Origin of the sequence: Amycolatopsis sp. WGS_07 (assembly GCF_045278895.1) — a bacterium.
Taxonomy (GTDB): domain Bacteria; phylum Actinomycetota; class Actinomycetes; order Mycobacteriales; family Pseudonocardiaceae; genus Amycolatopsis.
Window position 1 is genome coordinate 5,185,669 of record NZ_CP136053.1, and the last position, 20,585, is coordinate 5,206,253.

The 20,585-nt window shown below is 70.9% G+C and carries 21 protein-coding genes; 13 read left to right on the forward strand and 8 right to left on the reverse strand.

Annotated features, from left to right (window positions below):
- The first annotated feature begins 11 nt into the window (after positions 1–11).
- From RPX00_RS24550 to RPX00_RS24575, 6 genes are all read left to right on the forward strand, one after another.
- Positions 12–419, forward strand: a complete 408-nt coding sequence (locus RPX00_RS24550) for an SRPBCC domain-containing protein (RefSeq protein WP_406628811.1) — start codon at positions 12–14, stop codon at positions 417–419.
- A gap of 23 nt (positions 420–442) precedes the next feature.
- Positions 443–1,672: a cytochrome P450 gene (locus RPX00_RS24555; RefSeq protein ID WP_406628813.1), complete on the forward strand. Its 1,230-nt coding sequence runs from the start codon at positions 443–445 to the stop codon at positions 1,670–1,672.
- A gap of 45 nt (positions 1,673–1,717) precedes the next feature.
- Positions 1,718–2,998, forward strand: a complete 1,281-nt coding sequence (locus RPX00_RS24560; RefSeq protein ID WP_406628815.1) for an adenosylmethionine--8-amino-7-oxononanoate transaminase — start codon at positions 1,718–1,720, stop codon at positions 2,996–2,998.
- A 140-nt stretch (positions 2,999–3,138) separates the two neighbouring features.
- The gene (locus RPX00_RS24565; RefSeq protein ID WP_406628817.1) at positions 3,139–5,313 is read left to right on the forward strand and encodes a bifunctional SulP family inorganic anion transporter/carbonic anhydrase; all 2,175 of its coding nucleotides are present in this window, start codon (positions 3,139–3,141) and stop codon (positions 5,311–5,313) included.
- A gap of 86 nt (positions 5,314–5,399) precedes the next feature.
- Complete coding sequence (bioD, locus tag RPX00_RS24570; RefSeq protein ID WP_406628818.1) at positions 5,400–6,125, forward strand: dethiobiotin synthase; 726 nt, start codon at positions 5,400–5,402, stop codon at positions 6,123–6,125.
- 196 nt (positions 6,126–6,321) lie between these two features.
- Complete coding sequence (locus tag RPX00_RS24575) at positions 6,322–6,921, forward strand: DUF2567 domain-containing protein (RefSeq protein WP_406628820.1); 600 nt, start codon at positions 6,322–6,324, stop codon at positions 6,919–6,921.
- Positions 6,922–7,272: 351 nt separating this feature from the next.
- On the opposite strand, the gene RPX00_RS24580 is transcribed toward RPX00_RS24575, so the two are convergent.
- Together RPX00_RS24580 and RPX00_RS24585 are read right to left on the reverse strand one after the other, a co-directional pair.
- A complete protein-coding gene (locus RPX00_RS24580; RefSeq protein WP_406628822.1) occupies positions 7,273–7,989 on the reverse strand; it encodes an LON peptidase substrate-binding domain-containing protein in 717 nt (238 codons plus the stop codon).
- Positions 7,990–8,031: 42 nt separating this feature from the next.
- A complete protein-coding gene (locus RPX00_RS24585; protein WP_406628824.1) occupies positions 8,032–8,667 on the reverse strand; it encodes an NUDIX domain-containing protein in 636 nt (211 codons plus the stop codon).
- A gap of 151 nt (positions 8,668–8,818) precedes the next feature.
- Between RPX00_RS24585 and nadA the strand changes: the two genes are divergently transcribed.
- The 4 genes from nadA (at position 8,819) to RPX00_RS24605 (ending at position 13,600) form a co-directional block, all read left to right on the forward strand.
- Complete coding sequence (gene nadA / locus RPX00_RS24590; RefSeq protein ID WP_406628825.1) at positions 8,819–9,829, forward strand: quinolinate synthase NadA; 1,011 nt, start codon at positions 8,819–8,821, stop codon at positions 9,827–9,829.
- Positions 9,826–11,478 (forward strand): L-aspartate oxidase, encoded by a 1,653-nt coding sequence (locus tag RPX00_RS24595; protein WP_406628827.1) that lies wholly within the window; start codon positions 9,826–9,828, stop codon positions 11,476–11,478. Before nadA ends, RPX00_RS24595 begins: the two co-directional genes overlap by 4 nt.
- Positions 11,475–12,368: a carboxylating nicotinate-nucleotide diphosphorylase gene (gene nadC, locus RPX00_RS24600; protein WP_406628829.1), complete on the forward strand. Its 894-nt coding sequence runs from the start codon at positions 11,475–11,477 to the stop codon at positions 12,366–12,368. Before RPX00_RS24595 ends, nadC begins: the two co-directional genes overlap by 4 nt.
- Positions 12,369–12,430: 62 nt before the next feature.
- Positions 12,431–13,600, forward strand: a complete 1,170-nt coding sequence (locus tag RPX00_RS24605; protein WP_406628831.1) for a S8 family serine peptidase — start codon at positions 12,431–12,433, stop codon at positions 13,598–13,600.
- A 189-nt stretch (positions 13,601–13,789) separates the two neighbouring features.
- On the opposite strand, the gene RPX00_RS24610 is transcribed toward RPX00_RS24605, so the two are convergent.
- The 6 genes from RPX00_RS24610 to RPX00_RS24635 form a co-directional block, all read right to left on the reverse strand.
- Positions 13,790–14,167 carry a hypothetical protein gene (locus RPX00_RS24610; protein ID WP_406628833.1) on the reverse strand — a complete coding sequence of 126 codons (378 nt, stop codon included), beginning with the start codon at positions 14,165–14,167 and terminating at the stop codon, positions 13,790–13,792.
- Positions 14,164–15,441 (reverse strand): alpha/beta hydrolase, encoded by a 1,278-nt coding sequence (locus RPX00_RS24615; protein ID WP_406628835.1) that lies wholly within the window; start codon positions 15,439–15,441, stop codon positions 14,164–14,166. Before RPX00_RS24615 ends, RPX00_RS24610 begins: the two co-directional genes overlap by 4 nt.
- On the reverse strand, positions 15,438–16,745 hold the full coding sequence (locus RPX00_RS24620) for a WXG100 family type VII secretion target (protein WP_406628837.1): 1,308 nt from the start codon (positions 16,743–16,745) through the stop codon (positions 15,438–15,440). Before RPX00_RS24620 ends, RPX00_RS24615 begins: the two co-directional genes overlap by 4 nt.
- Positions 16,742–17,125 (reverse strand): hypothetical protein, encoded by a 384-nt coding sequence (locus RPX00_RS24625; RefSeq protein WP_406628839.1) that lies wholly within the window; start codon positions 17,123–17,125, stop codon positions 16,742–16,744. Before RPX00_RS24625 ends, RPX00_RS24620 begins: the two co-directional genes overlap by 4 nt.
- A 96-nt stretch (positions 17,126–17,221) precedes the next feature.
- Complete coding sequence (locus tag RPX00_RS24630) at positions 17,222–17,521, reverse strand: hypothetical protein (protein ID WP_037809581.1); 300 nt, start codon at positions 17,519–17,521, stop codon at positions 17,222–17,224.
- A gap of 16 nt (positions 17,522–17,537) precedes the next feature.
- Complete coding sequence (locus RPX00_RS24635) at positions 17,538–17,879, reverse strand: WXG100 family type VII secretion target (RefSeq protein ID WP_378312602.1); 342 nt, start codon at positions 17,877–17,879, stop codon at positions 17,538–17,540.
- A 213-nt stretch (positions 17,880–18,092) separates the two neighbouring features.
- Between RPX00_RS24635 and RPX00_RS24640 the strand changes: the two genes are divergently transcribed.
- Genes RPX00_RS24640 through RPX00_RS24650 form a run of 3 tightly spaced genes read left to right on the forward strand, consistent with a single transcriptional unit; the run spans position 18,093 to position 20,558 of the window.
- On the forward strand, positions 18,093–19,067 hold the full coding sequence (locus RPX00_RS24640) for a hypothetical protein (RefSeq protein ID WP_406628842.1): 975 nt from the start codon (positions 18,093–18,095) through the stop codon (positions 19,065–19,067).
- A 49-nt stretch (positions 19,068–19,116) separates the two neighbouring features.
- Complete coding sequence (locus RPX00_RS24645; protein ID WP_406628843.1) at positions 19,117–19,683, forward strand: AMP-binding protein; 567 nt, start codon at positions 19,117–19,119, stop codon at positions 19,681–19,683.
- On the forward strand, positions 19,683–20,558 hold the full coding sequence (locus RPX00_RS24650) for a class I adenylate-forming enzyme family protein (RefSeq protein ID WP_406628845.1): 876 nt from the start codon (positions 19,683–19,685) through the stop codon (positions 20,556–20,558). The genes RPX00_RS24645 and RPX00_RS24650 overlap by 1 nt, the downstream gene beginning before the upstream one ends.
- Positions 20,559–20,585 lie beyond the last annotated feature (27 nt).

Below are 20,585 nucleotides of genomic sequence, written 5' to 3' on the forward strand. Positions count from 1 at the left end.
ATCATGGCGGCATGGCCAACGAGGCGGGCAAGAGCGGGCGGAGTGGTTGGGAGACAGCCGTTTCCCGCACGATGCCGTACCCGGGCAGCCGGGTGTGGGAGTTCCTGGTGGGGGACGGCGTGGAGATCTGGCTCGGCCCGGGCGTCGAGCTGCCGCGCGAACGCGGGGCCGGATACGAGACCGAACACGGCACGACCGGCGAAATCCGCAGCTATTCCGACGACCGCCTGCGGCTTACCTGGCGTCCGACGGATTGGGACCACGATTCCTTGCTGGAACTCGAGGTCGCGGATCTCGGCAAGCGCAGCACGCTGAAAATCCGCCAGGAACAGCTCGCGGACGTGGCAGAGAAGGCCGAGCAGCGGGCATATTGGAAGCAGGTGGTCGAGCGCGTCGAGGCGGCATTGGCCGAACGCTGACCGAACTGCTCAGGGGTCACGCAGTGAGCGTCGACGAACAAACCGGGGAACTTCCTTACGCGGGCGAGGAATTCTGGCAGAACCCGCACGAATGGCTGGCGCGGCGCCGGGAATCCGGCGCGGTGTGCCCGATGGTCGCCCGGCGCGGCATTCCGTCCTACCTGGTCAGCGGATACGAGCAGGCGCGCGAGCTGCTCAACGATCCGCGCGTCAGCAAGGACAGCACGGACGTGCAGCGGGTGATCGCGGCGAAGGTCGGAGAAGGCGTTCAGGGGCCGGACTTCGGCAACCTGCTCACCCGGCACATGCTCAACAGCGATCCGCCGGTACACACGCGGCTGCGCAAGCTGGTGAACAAGGCCTTCACCGCTCGCACCGTCGCCCGGCTGCGGCCGCGGATCCAGGAGATCGCCGACGCGCTGCTGGACGAGATGGCCCGGCACGAGCAGGTCGACCTGGTGCAGGCGTTCGCCGAGCCGTTGCCGATCACCGTCATCTGCGAGCTGCTCGGGGTGCGCGTCGAGGACCGCGGCGAGTTCACCGCCTGGTCGCACACGCTGCTGTCGTTCGCCGCGGAGGAGGAGTCCCAGGCCGCCGCGGCGCGGGAGATGCAGGACTACCTGCAGCAGCTGGTCGAGAGCAAGCGCGCCGAACCGGCCGAGGACCTGCTGTCGGACCTCGTGCACGCCAGCGACGAAGGCGATTCGCTCGACGAGGACGAGCTGATCTCGATGGCGTTCCTGCTGCTGATCGCCGGGCACGAGACCACGGTCAACCTGATCGCCAACGCCACGTTCGCGTTGCTGCGCGCGCCCGAGCAGCTGGAAAAACTGCGCGCCGACCCGAGCCTGATGCCGGGCGCGGTCGAGGAGTTCCTCCGGTTCGACGGGCCGATCAACTTCGCGACGCTGCGCTACACGGTCGAGGAGGTCGACGCGGGCGGCGTCGCCATCCCGGCGGACGAGTTCCTCAACATTTCGCTGCTTTCGGCCAACCGGGACCCGGAGAAGTTCCCCGATCCGGACAATCTCGACGTCACCCGCCCGCCCGGCGGGCACCTCGCGTTCGGGCACGGGATCCACTACTGCGTCGGCGCGCCGCTGGCGCGGCTGGAGGCGGAGATCGCGCTGGGGTCGCTGCTCGCGCGGTTCCCGGAGCTGAGCCTCGCGGTCCCGGCCGATCGGGTGGTCTACCGGCCGAGTTCGCTGGTGCACGGCGTGCTGGCACTGCCGGTGCGGCTGACCGGGGCGTAGCGGCTGTCACTGCGGAGCCGCCCGCCGCCCGGTTAGGGTCGGCGGGTGGAACCCAGCGATCTCCTCGCCCTTGACGCCGCGCACGTCTGGCATCCCTACGCGCCGATGCCCGGCCGCGTGCCGCCCCTGCTCGTGGAAGAGGCGAGCGGGGTGCGGCTGCGGCTCGCCGACGGACGGGAGCTGGTCGACGGCATGTCGTCCTGGTGGGCGGCGGTGCACGGCTACCGGCACCCGGTGCTCGACGCGGCGCTGGCCGGCCAGGCCGGGCGGATGAGCCACGTGATGTTCGGCGGGCTCACCCACGAGCCGGCGATCACGCTCGCGAAGACGCTCGTCGACCTGACCCCGGACGGGCTCGAGCACGTGTTCCTGTGCGATTCGGGCTCGGTGTCGGTCGAGGTCGCGGTGAAAATGTGCTTGCAGTACCAGCGTTCGCGCGGGCTGCCCGGCAAACACCGGCTGCTGACCTGGCGCGGCGGCTACCACGGCGACACGTTCACGCCGATGAGCGTCTGCGATCCGGACGGCGGCATGCATTCGCTGTGGCGCGGGGTGCTGCCGGAGCAGGTTTTCGTGCCAGCGCCGCCTTCCGGGTTCGACGCGCCGATCGATGAGTCCTATGTGGACGGATTGGCGAAGGCGATCGAGCAGCACGCGGACGAACTCGCCGCGGTGATCGTCGAACCGGTGGTGCAGGGCGCGGGCGGCATGCGGTTCCACCATCCCGGCTACCTGCGTGCGCTGCGCGAGCTGACCCGCGAGCACGACGTGCTGCTGGTGTTCGACGAGATCGCGACCGGATTCGGCCGTACGGGACGGCTTTTCGCGGCCGAGCACGCCGGCGTGACGCCTGACGTGCTGTGCGTCGGCAAGGCGCTCACCGGCGGCTACCTCACGATGGCCGCCGCGTTGTGTACGCCCGAAATCGCCGGCGGCATCACGCGCGGCGAGCTGCCGGTGCTCGCGCACGGCCCGACGTTCATGGGGAACCCGCTGGCGTCGGCGGTCGCCAACGCTTCGCTGGGCTTGCTGGCCGACGGCCAGTGGGAGGCCGACGTCGCCCGGATCGAGGCAGCGCTGCGCCGGGGGCTCGAACCGGCCCGGGAGCTGCCGCACGTCGTGGATGTGCGGGTGCTGGGCGCGATCGGCGTGCTGCAGCTCGACCACGAGGTGGACCTGGGCGTCGCGACCGAGGTGGTGACGGCCGAAGGGGCGTGGCTGCGGCCGTTCCGGGATTTGATCTATGCGATGCCGCCCTACATCAGCACTGAAGCCGACCTCGCGGTGATCACGACGGCGATGCTGGCCGCCGCGGCGAAGGCCTGAGGTTACTTCGGGTTAGGCGTGGCTGCGTGTAGTGGATCGAGCCTGGTCACGCAACCCGATCGTGGGTAATTCGATAAAGATCCACTCCATAGAGTGGGACATAGCGGACATTTCACGGCGTTACCGGTTTCCTGGTGATCATGAGACGACTTGCCGTGCTTCGCCACGACGTGCCCGCCTCGCTCGTGGTCTTCCTCGTCGCGGTCCCGCTTTCGCTCGGGATCGCGCTCGCGTCCGGCGCGCCGATTGTCGCCGGGCTGATCGCCGCCGTCGTCGGCGGCGTGGTCGCCGGTGCCCTCGGCGGCTCTCCGCTGCAGGTCAGCGGGCCCGCCGCCGGGCTGACCGTGCTGATGGCCGAGACGATTGCCACCTTCGGCTGGGCGGTCACCTGCCTCATCACCGTCCTCGCCGGCGCGCTGCAGATCCTGTTCGGCCTGAGCCGCGTCGCGCGGGTGGCGCTCGCCATCTCGCCGGCGATCGTGCACGGGATGCTCGCCGGGATCGGCATCACGATCGTGCTCGGCCAGCTGCACGTGCTGTTCGGCGGAAAGGCGCAGAGTTCGGCGCTGGAGAACATCGTCCAGCTGCCCGCCCAGATCGCCGCCCACCACGACGCCGCCGCGCTGATCGGCATCCTGACCCTGGCCATCCTGCTGGCGTGGCCCAAACTGCCCAGTGCCGTCAAGAAAATCCCCGGCCCGCTGGCGGCGATCGCGATCGCCACGCTCGTGTCGGTGGCCGCCGGGATGACGCTGCCGCGCGTCGAACTGTCCGGCGACCTGCTGCAGATCCGCTTCGCGCCGCAGCTGCCGGAGAGCGGCTGGGGCCAGATCGCGGTCGCGGCGATCACCATCGCGCTGATCGCCAGCGTCGAGAGCCTGCTGTCCGCGGTCGCGGTCGACAAACTGCAGAACGGCCCGCGCGCCAACCTCAATCGCGAGCTGATCGGCCAGGGCGCGGCGAACATGGTGTCCGGCGCGCTCGGCGGCCTTCCGGTCACCGGCGTGATCGTGCGCAGTTCCACGAACGTCGCGGCCGGGGCGCGCACGCGGGCCTCGGCGATCCTGCACGGCGTGTGGGTGCTGGTGTTCGTGGTCGCGCTCGCCGGGGTGCTGCAGTCGATTCCGCTGGCCGCGCTGGCCGGGCTGCTCGTGCATGTCGGCGCGAAGCTGGTCAATCCGGGCCACCTGCGGCAGGTGCTGCGCCACGGCGATCTGCCGCTCTACCTGGTGACGGTCGCCGGGGTGGTCGCGTTCGACCTGCTGACCGGCGTGCTCGCCGGGATCGTGCTGGCCGTGCTGCTGATGCTGCGCCGCACCGTGTGGTCGGGCGTGCATGCCGAGCACCACGGCGGCGAATGGCGCGTGATTGTCGAAGGCGTGCTGACGTTCCTGTCGGTGCCGCGGCTGACGAAGGTGCTCGGCACGATTCCCGCCGGGTCGAAGGTGACCTTGGAGCTGGTCGCCGACTACCTCGACCACGCGGCGTTCGAAAGCCTTTCGGCCTGGCAGCAGGCTCACGAACGCACCGGCGGCACGGTGGTCGTCGACGAGATCGGGCATCCGTGGTTCGCCAAGGGCAAGGAAGGCCGTCCGACGCTGCGCCGGACGGCCGCGGCCGGGGCGATGCCGAGGTGGCTGGCTCCGTGGTCGGCTTGGCAGGCCGCGGACGTGCGGGTGCCTGGGCAGCGCACCCACCGGGGCGCGACCGAGTTCCAGCGCCGGGCCGCGCCGCTGCTCAAGGACGTCCTCAGCGGGCTGGCGGACGCTCAGCAGCCGCACACGCTGTTCATCACGTGCGGTGATTCGCGGATCGTGCCGAACCTGATCACCACGTCCGGTCCGGGCGACCTGTTCACCATCCGCAACATCGGCAACCTGGTGCCGCCGGGGCAGGCCGATCCGTCGACCAACGCGGCGATCGAGTTCGCGGTCGGGGTGCTGCAGGTGCGGGAAATCGTGGTGTGCGGGCATTCCTCGTGCGGCGCGATGGGCGCGCTGGCCAGCGGTCCGCCCGAAGGCACCGCGCTGGCGGAATGGCTGGTGCACGCCGAGCCGAGCCGCAAGCGGGCCGGGGCGGTGACCCTCGACGGGGAACGGCCGGAGCGCGAGCCGGACCGGCTGGCGTTGCACAACGTCCTGCAGCAGCTGGCGCACCTGCGGCAGTACCCGCTGGTGGCCGAGGCGGAAGCGCGCGGCGAGCTGGCGCTGACCGGGCTGTACTTCGACGTCGGCGCGGCGCAGGTGTACCTGTCCGACCCGGCGACCGGGGCGTTCCGGGCCGCCGGGGCCCCCGCCGCGGCCCCGGCCGGCTGACCCGGACCCTCGCGCGCGCCCGGCCGGTGCGCGCGAGGGAACCCCGAGTGTTGACATCGGAGAGCACGTCAATATCTTGATGGCTCGTGACGACGCTCGTGATGACCGGAACCGGGACCGACGTCGGCAAAACGGTCGCCACCGCGGCGATCGCGGCGCTGGCCCTCGCGCAGGGACAGCGCGTCGCGGTGCTGAAACCCGCGCAGACCGGAGTGCTCCCCGGCGAGGAAGGCGACCTCGCCGAGGTGGTGCGCCTGGCGGGCAAGGACCTGACCGTCCGCGAACTGCGCCGCTACCCCGACCCGCTGTCCCCGGAAGCCGCGTCCCGCCGCAGCGGCCTGCCCACCGTCGGCCCGGGCGAGATCGCCGCCGCGGCGAGCGAACTGGACGCCGACCACGACCTGACGCTGGTCGAAGGCGCGGGCGGCCTGCTGGTCCGCTTCGACCCGCAAGGCAGCACCCTGGCCGATGTGGCGTGGTCGCTGGGCGCTCCGGTCGTGCTGGTCGCGCAAGCTGGCCTGGGCACCCTCAACACCACCGCCCTGACCGCCGAGGTCGCTACCCGCCGTGGCCTCAACGTCGTCGGTGTGGTGATCGGGTCCTGGCCTGCTGTTCCGGATCTGGCCTCTTTGGAAAACCTTCGTGACCTGCCGGTTGCTGCTGGTGCCCCCTTGCTGGGCGCCCTGCCTGCCGGTCTGGGTGCTGCGGATCGTGACACCTTCGTCGAACAAGCCCGCCAGGGCCTCTCGCCGTGGTTCGGCGGGGAGTTCGATCCGGAGGCCTTCACCACCGCCGCCTCCACCCAGCACTGACCTCCCACGGTTGCGCCTACCTGCGCTCCCCGAGAAATCGCCCCGGTTTCTGGACTGAGCGATCCGATCGGCCCCCGGGCCGAGCGGATCGGGAGGGAAGAAACCGGATGAAGGCGATTTCTCCGCCGCGACGAAGTCGCGGCAATTAAACACAGTTACCCTCAGTTCCGCATACCACGCAGAAGGGAGTCCCCGGGTGGTTGATTCCGCGGGCAAGGCAGCACATCGGTCGTCGGAGGCTGTTGAGGGCTGGTCGGTGCCGGTGTTGTTTCCGGTTCAGCGTCCGCGGGTGGTGGTGAAGGCTGATCTGCTGCCTGCGGTGAGTGTTTTGTCTACGGCTGCGTTGCTGGGGATTCCGATGGGGTGGCTGTGGTCGTTGCTGGCTCCGGCCGAGCGGGTGCGGGTGATCGGGACTAACGGGCAGTTGGCTCCGTTGGAGCTGGAGAGCTGGCATCGGTTCGATGATCTGGCGGTGTTCGGGTTTCTCGCGATGGCTGCCGGGTTGTTGATCGGGCTGGTGGTGTGGTTTTTGCGGGAGCGGCGGGGGCCGGTGGTGCTGGTGGCGGCTGCTGGTGGGGCGTTGCTCGCGGCCTGGCTGGGGACGCAGATGGGGCCTGCGTTCGCTAATTCGAGGTATTCGGTGGATGCGCCGCCTGCGTTGGGGGCGGTGATCGAGCAGGCGCCTCGGATTGAGACGGGGTGGGTGGTGCTGGCTGCGCCGTTGGTGACTTGTTTGGTTTATGCGTTGATGACGGCTTGGAATGGCCGGGAGGATTTGGGGCGGCGGCTGGGGTGACGGGGGCTCGTCGCCTGGCGGCGACATTGCGCCTGGGTGTTGGCGTGGGCACCCCGAAGCTTGATTGTGCTGACGGTCTGGGGGTGCTTGTCAAGGCGGGAAAGATGCCTTGACAAGCACCCCCAGACCGCAGGGAGGCTTCGTATCGGGGTGCGGGGGTGGGGCTGGGTGCCTCGATAGTGGGTGCATCGGCGGCGGTTTCGGGTGGAGCGCGTCGGCGGCGGTCCGTGAAGGACTCCTTGAGGGAGTCTGGGTCCGTGAAGGGGGCCCTCACGGCTTGGTCGGGGTGTCGAGGGGCGTGAGGGGGACCCTGGGGGAATCTGTGTCTGTGAAGGGGGCCCTCACGGGCCGTTAGTTCAGGTCTGAGGGCTTGGTGAAGGTTGCCAGTTCTGTGGGGGGTAGGGGGACTGCGCCTAGGGTTTCCAGGAAGCCGGCTTCTCGGGTGAGCAGGCGGCAGGCTATGCGGAGGCGGCGCAGCGGGTGCGTTTCCTCCAGCAGCAGCTGGCGGTCTTCCAGGGGCAGCAGGCAGTCCGCGGCCAGTTGGTAGGCGAGTTCGCCCAGGTCGGCGTCGTCGTGGGGCGGGTGCCAGTCGTCGGCGTGCCAGGCTGCTTCGCAGTAGCGCTGGTGGGCGGCGCGGGCTACCTCGGCCAGCTGGCGGGCGGTGTACTCCGCGCTGGTCGGGACTGGGGTGTCGGGGAGCCAGTCGACCACTGCCATCAGGTAGGGCGCCGACTCGCGGTGCAGTTCGCGCAGGCGGAAGCGGCGGGCCGCGCGGGTGACTACGTCGTAGCGGCCGTCGGGGAGGCGTTTTGCTTCTCGCAATACCGTGCTGCAGCCGATGCTGTACACGTGGTCCAAACCACTGACCTCGCGGACCAGCGGGGCGCGCAGGGCGATCACGCCGAACTCGTGTTCCGGGACGTTGCCGGTGACGAGGTCCGCGGTGAGCTGCCGGTAGCGCGGTTCGAAGATGTGCAGCGGCAGGTGCGTGCCGGGGAGCAACACTGTCTGCAGCGGGAACAACGGCAGGGTCGCCGTTCCGCTGGGGCACTGCTCTGGCTCGGTCACGCGTCCACGGTACGGGCTGCGGAGCGCTGGCGCAGTTCGTGTTTACCGCCGCGGCGGGGGCTTCAGGACGGCGAACGGGTCGGTGATGTGCATGTCTTTGGCGGCGAAAGAGAACAGCGCCGCAGGTCGTCCGCCGGTGCGGCCGGGGGAGGCGGTGTGGCCGGTGGGGACGAGCAAACCACGCCGTTGGAGCACGCGTTGCAGGTTCGTCGCCGACACCTTGTAGCCGAGGGCGGCGGAGTACAGGCCCCGCAGGGCGGAGATGGTGAATTCCTCTGGGGCTAGTGCGAAACCCAGGTTGGTGTAGCTCAGTTTCGACCGCAGGCGGTCGCGGGCGCGCAGGACGATCGCCTCGTGGTCGAACGCGGTGCGGGGCAGTGCGTTCACGTCGTGCCACTCGGTGTCTTCGGGGACTGCCGGGTCGACGTCGGAGGGGACCAGGCCCAGGAAGGCCGTCGCCACGACGCGCGGGCCGGGGACGCGGTCGGGGGCGCTGAAGACGGCTAACTGCTCCACGTGCTTCAGCTGGCGTACGTCCACCTTCTCCGCGAGCTGCCGCCGGATGGAGGTTTCGACGTCCTCGTCGGGGCGCAGCCGACCGCCCGGAAGCGACCAGCGGCCCAGGTGCGGATCGAGCGCTCGGCGCCACAGCAGGACGCGCAGTGTGTCCGAGCGCACTTGAAGGACTGCCGCCAGAACCTCGTGGGCGAGGGGGCTCGGGTGTTAAGATGGCTTCGCACGGTTTTCGATTATAAGGCGAAAACCGGGATGGGGCGGAACCGGGGTCGATCCGGTTCCGAGGCCGGCGAAAGTCGAGAGGGCCGAAGACATGACCACCACGCTTGACCAGGATCTGACCCCGTACGGCGGGGTCGAGGCGAACGCGGACTGGGCGGCCCGCGTGCGGGAACTCGCCCGCAAGCGCGACGCGGTGCTGCTCGCGCACAACTACCAGGTCCCGGAGATCCAGGACATCGCCGACTTCACCGGCGACTCGCTCGCGCTCAGCCGGATCGCGGCCAGCAGCGACGCGTCCACGATCGTCTTCTGCGGCGTGCACTTCATGGCCGAGACCGCGAAGATCTTGGCCCCGGAGAAGACGGTGCTGATCCCGGACGCGCGGGCGGGCTGCTCGCTCGCGGACTCCATCACCGGCGCGCAGCTGCGCGAGTGGAAGGCCGAGCACCCCGGCGCGGTCGTCGTCTCGTATGTGAACACCACAGCCGAGGTCAAGGCCGAGACGGACATCTGCTGCACGTCGTCGAACGCGGTCGACGTGGTCGCTTCGATCCCGGCTGACCAGGAGGTTCTCTTCCTGCCGGACCAGTTCCTCGGCGCGCACGTCAAACGCGTGACCGGGCGCGAGAACATGCACATCTGGGCCGGGGAGTGCCACGTGCACGCCGGGATCAACGGGGCCGAGCTGGCCGCGCGGGCCGAGGAGAGCCCGGACGCCGACCTGTTCATCCACCCCGAATGCGGCTGCGCGACGTCGGCGCTTTACCTGGCCGGCGAGGGCGCGGTCGCGCCGGAGCGGGTCAAGATCCTCTCCACCGGCGACATGGTGCACGCGGCGCGCGACACCAAGGCGACGTCGGTGCTGGTGGCCACCGAGATCGGCATGATCCACCAGCTGCGCAAGGCCGCGCCGGAGATCGACTTCCGCGCGGTGAACGACCGGGCCTCGTGCCGGTACATGAAGATGATCACCCCGGCGGCGCTGCTGCGGAGCCTCACCGAGGGGGCGGACGAGGTGCACGTGGACCCGGAGACGGCCTCGCGGGCGCGAGCCTCGGTGCAGCGGATGATCGAAATCGGGCAGCCTGGCGGTGGGGAATGAGCGGCCTAGTTAACGCCGATGAGGCGAAAACCTCACCGGCCCTGCGTTGGGAGGCACGGGCCGACGTAGTCGTGATCGGCAGTGGCGTGGCCGGGCTTTCGGCGGCGCTGCGGGCGCGCGAACTCGGGCTGCACGTGCTGGTCGTGACGAAGGCGGCGGTCGCCGACGGCAACACCCGGTGGGCGCAGGGCGGCGTCGCGGTGGTGCTCGACGGCGAGCGCGACGAGGGCGACACGGTCGAGAAGCACACGGCGGACACGCTCACCGCCGGAGCCGGGATCTGCGACGAGGACGCGGTGCGGTCGATCGTCGGCGGCGGTCCGGCGGCCGTCACCGAGCTGCGGCAGAACGGCGCGGTGTTCGACCACGGCTCGGGCGGCCTGTCGCGGGCTCGCGAGGGCGGGCACAGCGCGTTCCGGGTGATTCACGCGGGCGGCGACGCTACTGGTGCGGAGGTCGAGCGCGCGCTGGTCGCGCAGGCCGGTGAACGGCGGATTCCGGTGCTGGAGCACCACATCGCGGTCGACGCGCTGCGCACGCCCGCGGGCGAGGTGGCCGGGCTGACGGTGCTCGACCGCAACGGCGTGCCGGGGGTGGTGCGCGCGGCCGCGGTGGTGCTGGCCAGCGGCGGGTTCGGGCAGCTGTACCAGGCGACGTCCAATCCGGAGATCGCGACTGGCGACGGGCTGGCGCTCGCGCTGCGCGCCGGGGCGGCGGTGGCCGACATCGAGTTCGTGCAGTTCCACCCCACGGTGCTGTACACGCCGGGTGCGCGCGGGCGGTGTCCGCTCGTCACCGAAGCGGTGCGCGGCGAGGGCGCGACGCTCGTCGATGGCGCGGGTGCGTCGGTGATGGCTGGGGTGCATCCGCTGGGCGATCTGGCTCCGCGCGACGTCGTGGCGGCGGCGATCACCCGGCGGCAAACGCAGGCTCCCGGCGGTATCGACGATCACGTTTTCCTTGACGCTACTGGGATTCCCGGTTTCGCGAAGCGGTTCCCGACGGTGCACGCGGCGTGCGCGGCGCTCGGCATCGACCCGGCGGTGGACGCGATTCCGGTGACGCCCGCGGCGCATTTCGCGTGCGGCGGCGTGGTGGCCACTGTGGACGGACGCTCGAGCGTGCGCGGGCTGTACGCGGCGGGCGAGGTGGCTCGGACCGGTCTGCACGGGGCGAACCGGCTGGCGTCCAACAGTTTGCTTGAAGGGCTGGTCGTCGGGCAGCGGGCTGCCGAGGCGGTCGCCGCGGATCTGGCCGCGGGGTTGCTGCCGGATCCCTCGCGGGGCCGGATTCCGGAAAGGACAGTGGCTCCGGCCGCGGAACGTGATGCGCTGCAACGGGTCATGAGCCGGTACGCGGCGATCGGCCGGGACGCGGACGGGCTCGCGGCGGCGGGTTCGGTGCTCGATTTGTCGACAGTGGACCGTCCGTTGTGGACGCACGCCGCGGTCGAGGACGCGGCGCTCACCGTGGTGGCTCAGGCGATGCTCGCGGCGGCGGCGCGGCGGACGGAATCGCGGGGCTGTCACGTGCGGACGGACTTCCCGGAACGGAACGACGGTCAGTGGCGGCGGAGCCAGCTGATCCGGCTGAGCCCGTCGGGACAGCCGGTGCTGGTCGAGGCGACATCGTTGGAAGGGGTGGCATGAGCGGGGAATTCTCCGAAGCGGTCGTGCGGTCGCTGGTGGTGGACGGGCTGGACGTCGCGGACGTGCGGCGGGTCGTGACCACCGCGCTGGAAGAGGATCTGCGGTACGGGCCGGACGCGACGACGGCGGCCACGGTCCCGGCGGACGCGCGGGCGGTGGCGGAGCTGACGCCGCGGGTCGCCGGTGTCGTGGCCGGGATTCCGGTGGCGCTGGCGGTGTTCGACGAGGTCCTCGGCGCGGACTACGAGGTGGTCTCGATCCGCGAGGACGGGTCTCCTGCGGTCGCCGGGGAGCCGGTGCTCGTGCTGCGCGGTCCGGTGCGGGGGCTGCTGACCGCGGAGCGCACGGCATTGAACCTGTTGTGCCTGCTGTCCGGAGTGGCGACGGCGACCGCGGCGTGGGTGTCCGCGATCGAGGGAACCGGCGCTGCGGTAAGGGATTCGCGCAAGACGACGCCGGGGTTGCGGCTGCTGCAGAAGTACGCCGTGCGGTGCGGCGGCGGGGTGAACCACCGGATGGGGCTCGGCGACGCGGTGCTGATCAAGGACAACCACGTGGTCGCGGCCGGTTCCGTCACCGCGGCGCTGGCGGCGGCGCGGGAGCACGCGCCGCAGCTGCCGTGCGAGGTCGAGGTGGACGATCTGGCTCAGCTGGACGAGGCGCTGGCCGCGGCGGCGGACGAGGTGCTGCTGGACAACTTCACGCCGGAGGAGTGCGTGAAGGCGGTCGCGCGGCGGGATGAAGTGTCGCCGAAGACACGGCTCGAGTCGTCCGGTGGGCTGACGCTTGAGCGCGCGCGGCCGTACGCCGAGTCCGGTGTGGACTATCTCTCCGTCGGCGGGCTTACGCATTCCTCGCCGGCTTTGGACCTCGGGATGGACCTGCGCTGACCCTGTCGCCGCGGCCCGCTCTCCACTAGAATCTCCTTGTCCGACAAGGGGAGGGGGCCGCGGTGCGGGGAATTGCCGCCGGAGCGGTGGCCGCGCTCGTGGCGCTCGGCCTGCCCATCACGGCGACCTCGGCCGGGGCGGCCTCGTGCGCGAATCCGTCCGGCCCGTACACCGGGGCGGTGTCCTGGGGGCAGCGGCTGGTGAATCCGCCGCGGCTGTGGGCGCTGACCAGGGGAGAAGGCCAGACCGTCGCGGTGATCGGCACCGGGGTCGACAAGCAGAACGCGCAGTTCGGGCCGGGACAGGTGCTCGGCGGCGCGGGCACCGCGGACTCCGATTGCGACGGACGCGGCACGATCGCGGCGGGCATCGTCGGCGCGCAGCAGGCGAACCAGACCACGTTCACCGGCGTCGCGCCCGGGGTGAAGCTGCTTCCCTTGCGCTACACCGAAAGCAACGGTTCGTCTTCGGACGGCGGCGGCGATCCGGGCGCGCTGGCCGTGGCGATCGACACGGCGGTCGACCGCGGCGCGGGAGTGATTCTCGTGGCGGTCCCGGCGGGTTCGGACAGTCCGGCGCTCGGTTCGGCGCTCGACCACGCGAAATCGCGCGGGGCGGTGGTGATTTCGGCCGCGGCGGCTACTCAGCAAGGGGCGCATACCTATCCGACAGCTTCGGCGGGGGTGCTGGCGGTCGGGTCGACGGACGAATCCGGGGCGCCGGTGCAGACCGAGGCGGGGGATTATCTCGGGATTGCCGCGCCTGGCGCGAATTTGGTGAGCACGTCGGCGGGCGGCGGGGGTGCGGTCGCGCATCGGTGGCCGATCACCGACCCGAGCTTGGCCGCGGCGTATGTCGCCGGGGTGGCGGCGCTGGTGCGGTCGGCGCATCCGGAGCTGAAGGGCGAGCAGGTGGTGAACCGGTTGATGCTGACCGCTTCCCGGCCGCCGTCCGGGGCGCACGATCCGCGCCGGGGGTGGGGGATGGTCGACGCTTACGCGGCGGTGTCGTCGACGTTGCCTGCTGACGCGCCGGGGCCGAGTGCGGCGGCGGTGCGGTCTGAGCTGCCCGCGGTGGTTCCGGCCGCTGCGGAGGCTCGGCCGACTTCGGATGTGGCGGCGGGAGTCGTTGCGGTGGGCGGGGTTGTGGTCGCGGCCGCGGCGGGGATCGGGGTGGCGGCGTTCCGGCGGGGGCGGCGGCGCGGGTGGCGGCCGTCGCGGTTCCGGGCCTGAGGGCGGCGGGGTCGTGAGTGGCGTTGCCGGTTCTAACCGTGATTAGCACGCACGAGGCGGCTGGGGTTGGTGAGCGCGATGCCGCTGGGGTGAGTCGGGTGGCGGTGCGGGTTCGAGTCTGTGCGGTGGGTCGGGGGTCGTGAGTGGCGTTGCCAGTTCTAACCGTGATTGCCACTCACGAGTGCGGGGCTATTCGGTCGTAACACTCACCAGGCGGGTGGAGCCGATGATGGCAACCCCGCGGCCGTCGCGGGCCAGGTGCACGCTGAAATCCGCGCCCTCGCGGGAAAACCGGGCGATCACTTCCCGGTAGGTGCTGCGGTCGTAGGATTCCCAGCCCGCCTCTTCGAGCGTCGGACGCACCACTTCGGACAGCACTCGCAAGGCGGCGGTGCTGTCCTCCAGCCGGACCCCGTACTGCCAGCACACCAATTGCCCCGGACGCGCGGGATCGCAGTCCAGTTCACCGTCCACTGTGGGCAGTGCGCGCGGGCCGAACGCCGCGGCCACGCTGTCGATCACGTTCGTCAGTTCGGCGGCCAGGTCTTTCAGTTCGCGCGTGATCACGGCAGCACCGCCGGGACCGGCACGGGGGCTTCGGTGACGTGGCCGCCGGTGAGCACGCCGTAGATGTTCTCCCATGAATCCGAACCCGGCTTGAGCACGCCGCTGTGCGAGGAGAGGCCCCACTGGACGTCGCCGTCGGCGTCGCGGCCGGTGGTGAGTTCGGTGACGCCGGGGAAGGTGTCCGGGTCGGCTCCGTGGCCGATGCCGGTCCATTCCAGTGCCCCGGCGTTGCCCTGGGCGAGGATGATCGGGTCCAGCGGAGCAGTCATCGAGTACCGCTGCACGCCGGCTTGGCTGGGCGGCAGGTCCGCTGGGCTCCATACGCCGTGTCCCATGCCCGCCGACTCTACGTGCAGCACCCGGTCCACTGGCAAGCCTTGCTGGTCAGCGAGCCCGACGGTGGCGCCGCCGTAGCTGTGGCCGATCGCGGTGATCGTGGCCGCGCCGCCGGTCTGAGAGTCGACCTGGCCGCGCAGTTCGTCGCCGAACGCCTTGAGGTTCGGGGCCATCGTCTGCGCGTAGCTGGCGTCGGCGCCTTCGGTGGTGACGTTCTGCGGGAACACCCCGTCGGCCCACACGACCATCGCGGTCCGGCCGCTCGGGTCGGCGGCGACGAGGCTGCGGCCGAGGTCGGCGTAGGACTGGAAGGTGTCCATCCGGGTGTGCACGCCGGGCACGAACAGCCCGACGTTGCGCGTGCCCGGCTGGATCGAGCCGACGAGTTCGGCGATCCGGCCGTTGCCGGACGGATCGAACCGCAGGATCTGCCGGTGGTCGTCGAGAATGCTTTGGTACAGCGCGATTCGCCGCTTCGAGCGGGCGATGGCGTCGGAGTCGGAGAGCCCGGCGAGACGGGTTCGTTCGGCGGCGAGCGCGTCGGAGACCTTCGCGCGGTTGGCGGCGATGGTTCCGGCCCAGCCGCCGCTGCCGGCCGTTTTTCCGGCGGAGGGAACGGGATCCTCGGGCAGGAGCGAGCGGTACATCGTCGCCACCTGCTCGTCGGCGCGCCGGTAGCCCGCTGACGACGCGGTGAGGCCGTCGCGGAGGACCTGGACGCGAACGATGCGCTGATCGACGTCCGCGGCAAGGGCTTCGAGCGTTTTCGCCAGCCCGGCGGCACAGCCGGACGAAGCGGAAACCTGGCCGAAGGCCGTGGCGGGCACTCGTTCGCCCGCCACGGCCTGCTGCACGGTCCGGAGCGCGCCCGCGCGAGTGTCCACTTCGGACGCCGCGCTGGCGAGTTTCGCCGGGGCGACCCGGTAGCCGTCGGTCATGCCTGGTCGGTCTCTTCACCGATGACCGAGGGCGCGACGGGAGCCTGCTGTCCCCACACGTTCTCGGTTTCGACGAGCCACGCGGGGATCCGGCGGCCGGAGCCCATGTCGGCGCCGGCCCCCATGCCCATCGGCATCATGGGCATCATCGGCATCGCGCTCTTGGCCGCCGCGCCCGCCGCACCGGCCGCGCCGCCGGCGAGTCCGCTGAGGACGTTCGACGGGGCGTTGCCGGCGAGCCCGGAGTGCGCGGCCGGGGCTTCCCCGGAGCCGCTGAGCCCGCCGCCGGACGGAATGCCGCCGCCGTCGATCGACGGGGCGTCCCCGCCGCCGACCGGGATCCCGCCGCCGCCACCGCCCTCGGGGGCCGCGCCGCCGCCGAGCTTCGTGCCGGGGCCTTCCTCTTTGTCCTTGCCGTCCTTGTCTTTGTCCTTGCCCGAGGCCCACGGCGGAACCTTCGGCATGATCGAACCGAACCGGCCGAACGCGGCGGCGGACGCGGCCGCGAGACCGGCGGTGAACATGTCGCCGAACAGCGGGCTGCCCGCGGGCTGGGTCGGGTGCCCGGGCTCGGAGCCGGGCGCCTGCGTGCCGTCGGTGGGCAGCGGATGCGAGTCGACCGGGGCTCCGACGGACGTGCCGCCGTCCGGGCTGTTGCCGACCGCGCCGGTGCCGCCGGTGGAAGCGCCGCCGCCGGGGACCGGCTTGGGCGGCGGGGCGGCCGCGTTCGGCGAGACCGGGATCGAGTCCTCGGCGGTGTCGTAGTTCGTCGCGAGGTTGTTCATCACGACGATCGCCTTCGCGTGCGCGGAGCCGGCGGCGTTGGCGGCCTGTTGCTGCGCTTCGACGTTCGCGATCGCCTGCTGCCGCTGCTGGGTCGCGGCGATGATGGTGGCGGGAGAGGAGTCCGCGGGCAGCATCGGCGGGTTGACCGCCAGCGCGACGTCGGCGGGGGAGACGTCCGGGACCGCGACCGGCGGCGGCATCTCGGCCTTCGCCTTGACCAGCGCGTCCGCCGCGTCCTCCAGCATGTCGCGCATGCCCTGCGCGGTGACCGCGACCTTGCGGATGCCGCCGACCAGATCGACCATCATGTGCCGGTACTGGTCCGCCGCGCCGCCGGTCCACGCGCTGGAGAAGTCGGTGAGCTGGTCCGACAGGTTCTCGGCCTGGTCGTACAGCCCGCGCGAGGCCGAACTCCACTGCTCGGCCGCGGCGCGCGCGGTGGTCGGGTCGCCCGCCTGCAGCATCGCGTAGAGCTGCTGGTGGGTGTAGCCGGCGAAGTTGGTGCGAGGGCCGTTCATGCCTTCTTACCCCCTGAAGAATCAAGGCCCAGCAACGAAAAAAGCGGGTCGAGCAGACCGGTCTGCTGACCCGAGTGGTGCAGGTCGCCCGCGACCGACTGGTCGGCCTGGGCGTATCCGTCGGCGACGGTGGTGGTGACGTCCTGGGCGAAGGTGATCGCCTCGCGGACCTGCTCCAGCAGGCCCTGCATCTCGGCGACCGCCGCGCGGTGGGCGTCGGCGAGCGAAGCGGCCTCCCCGAACTCCCCGAACAGCAGCGGATGCTCGCCGAGGGTGCGCAGGAAGTCGTTCGGCCGGGACATCGCGTGGATCTGGGTTTCCAGTTCCCGGACGAAGTCCGTCAACGATTCCAGGTGGACGTAGTACGACTGGTCGGGCATCGGCCGGTGACCTCTCGTGCGGCAGGACGCGGGAAAGCCGGCCGTCCGGAGCGGGCGGGGGTGGTCCCGCCCCGGACGGCCGGCGTCGGGGCCGGATCAGGCGAACAGGCCCTGGTTGCGGTTCTCCAGCTGGTGCTGGAGATCGTGGGCGTCGCCGACCTTGGTGCCGAACTGCGCGATGATCGCGACGATGTCGGCGGTCGCCTGGCGGAGCCGGGTCTCGGACGCGCGCGCCGCTTCGCCGGCGGAGCTGCCCGAGGCGTACCAGGTCTGGGTGATCGGCTGCAGGTTCTGGTGCAGCTGCTCCAGCTGGGAGGTCAGCGCCTTCGCCTTGGCGGCGAGCGACGCGGAGCTGTGCTGCAGGGCGCCGAAGCTGATTTCTACGACGTCAGCCATGGTCTCTTGTCCTCTCTCAGGGGTTGAGGCGAGGGATGACGTTGCCCTCGACGGTGTGGCTGACGCTCTGGAAGCTCTGGTGCACGTCGGAGTCGCCCGCGTTGTAGTTCGTGTGGCTGGTGTGCACCAGCTGCGACATGGTGTCCAGCTCGCGGACGGCGGCCGTCATCTTCTCCTGCAGCCTGCGCTGCAGGTCCCAGAACGCCACGGCCTGGTCGCCCTTGTAGTTCCGCAGCGTCTCGGTCAGCTCGGACTCCAAGCTGGCCATCGTCGTCTTCGCGCTCGACGCGGTCTCCTCGAAGCCCTGGACGGCGCGCGTCATGGCAGCTGAATCTGCCTGGAATCCCGGACTGGACATCTGACGGGCCACCTCCTTCCCTCTCGTGGAAAATCCCGGTGCGCGGCGAGCCGCGCGGTGTGAATGTCACGCTAGAAAAAGAGCGGGTGTGGTCAAACGGCACAACTGCCGGTTTCTTTGACGGCACTATTACCCACAGGTGGGGCCCGCCCTACCCCGCGGACGGGGGACGACGCCAGTGTTCCTGGCCCCGCGGGCGGCCAGGCTGTCCGCATGACTTCCTGGGGATTGCGCCTGTTCCGGCTGCACCGCCCGCTGGGCGTGCTGGCCGGGGCGATGCTGCTGGTGCTCGTCGCGAGCGTGGTCGGGCTGCTGCTGGATGATCGCACGCTCGTCAACGCGCCGTTGTGGGCAAAGCCGTTCAAATTCGCCGTTTCGGTGGCGCTGTACGCGCCGACGCTGGCGTGGTTGCTGTCGCTCGTGAAACGCGGCCGCCGGGCAGGCTGGTGGATGGGCACGGCGTTCGCGGTCGGGATGGGCACGGACATGGCGCTGCTGGTGTGGCAGGTGCTCGTCCAGGACCGTCCGCTGCACTTCAACCACGAGACGCCGGCCGACGTGCTGATCGGCAATCTGCTGGCCGCCGGCGCGTTCGTGGCGTGGAGCGCGACCGCGGCGGTGGTTGTCCTGCTGCTGTTCCAAAAGCTGCCGGACCGCGCGCTGACGTCCGCGCTGCGATGGGGAACCGCGCTCGCGGCGGGCGGAATGGGGTTGGCGCTCATGATGTTCTCGGCGAGCCCGGCGCAGCAGCGGGTGCTGGACGGCGGCGGGCAGCCGTCGATGATCGGCGGGCACACGGTCGGTCTCGAGGACGGCGGGCCGGGGCTGCCGTTGCTGGGCTGGAGCACGGTCGGCGGGGACCTGCGGATCACGCACTTCGTGGGGATTCACGCGATCCAGGCGCTGCCGCTGATCGCGCTCGGCTTGGTCGCGCTTTCCCGGCGGTATCCGGTGCTGGCCAACGAACTCGTGCGGCGCCGTCTGGTGTGGACCGCGACGCTCGGGTACGCCGGGGTCATCGCGCTCACCGCGTGGCAGGCGATGCGCGGGCAGTCGATCGTGCGGCCGGACTTCTGGACGCTCGCCGCCGCGGCCGGGCTGATCGCGGTGGTGGCGCTCGGCGGGGTGCTGTCGGTGCGGCCTCGCGCGGCCGTTCCCGATGAGCGGCACGCGCTGAGGGGATTCTGAGATCTCTCCGGTACCTGTTGGCGGGTTGGCCCGACGGGAGGACGGTGTGATGGCATTTCCCCAAGACCTGCTGGACGCGCTGCGGCGCGCGCCGGACGCGATCGCGTTCGAGCACGGGGACCGGCGGGTGCGTCGCGGCGAGGTGCTCGACCTGATCGGACGGTTCACCGCCGGTCTGCGGGCGGCGGGGGTGCGGCCGGGGGACGGGGTCGGGGTCGCGACCGGAGTGACACCGGAGGGCTGGGCGGCGCAGATCGCGGTGCAGACGCTCGGCGCCCGCGCGGTCGGGGTGCGGGCGGGGCTGCCGCCTGCGCATCTGGCCGCGGTGCTGGACGGGCTGGTCGCGGTGGTGACCGACGCCGAGCGGCCGGAGCTGGCGGGGGTGCGGACGCTGCCGATCGGGCCGGAACTCCTTGCCGCGTATGAGGAACCGGTGCCGTGCGGGAGGCCGGAGGACCTGGGCTGGGTCGTGTTCACCAGCGGGAGCACCGGGGTGCCGAAGGGGGTCACGTACCGGTTCGACGCGCTGGCCGAGTTCCGGCTTGAACAGCGGGGGCCGGTTCCGGAGGGGAGTACCGGCGGTTCCTGCTTTTCGGGACGCTCAGCAGCGCGGTGATGGTGCTGCATTTGCAGGCTTGTCTGCTTGCTGGGGGTACCGCGGTGATTCCGGAAGGTCTGCCGGACTTTCCCTGGATTTTGCAGCGGTTGGACATTACGGCGGCCTTGGTGACGGTGCCACGGTTGTATCGGATGCTCGACGTGCTGCGGGAGGAGAAAGTCGATCTTTCCGGGCTGCGGACGCTCACTGTCGCCGGTTCTCCGGTGGAGCCCGGATTGCTCGCGGAAGGGTTCGAGCGGATCGGACCGGCGTTGCGGCAAGGCTATGGGCAGACCGAGACCGGGAAACTGACTGTGCTGACTACCGCGGATGTCGCGAAGCATCCGGAGACGATCGAGTCGGTGGGATTTCCGGTCGACGGCGTTTCGCTGGAAGTGCGGGACCCTTCCGGCCGCGTGGTGCCGGCTGGAGTGACCGGGGAGGTTTTCGCCCGTACCGCAAGGTCTTTCGCCGGGTACTGGCGCGATCCCGCGCAGAGCGCGACGGTGCTGGCCGGCGGATGGGTGCGCACGCAGGACATCGGGCGGCTGGACGAACGCGGGTTTTTGTATTTGACCGGGCGGGCCCGGGATGTGGTGATCGTGAACGCGGTGATTCATTACACCGGGCCGATCGAGCGTGCGCTCGCCGCGCATCGCGATGTGGATCAGGCTTATGTCGTCGCGGTTCCGGACGAACGGACCGGGGAGGCGGCGCACGCATTCGTAGTCGCCGCGCCGGGGCGTATTCCGGATCCGGCCGAATTGCGGACGGCGGTCGCCGCGGAATTGGGGGAGGCCGCGGTGCCGGCGGTGATCACGGTGGTGGACGAGGTCCCGGTCGCGGACTCGGGAAAACCGGACAAGGCCGCGCTGCGCGCCCTCGCCCGGTAGGTCCCGCGAGGTTCCGGCCCGCCGCGC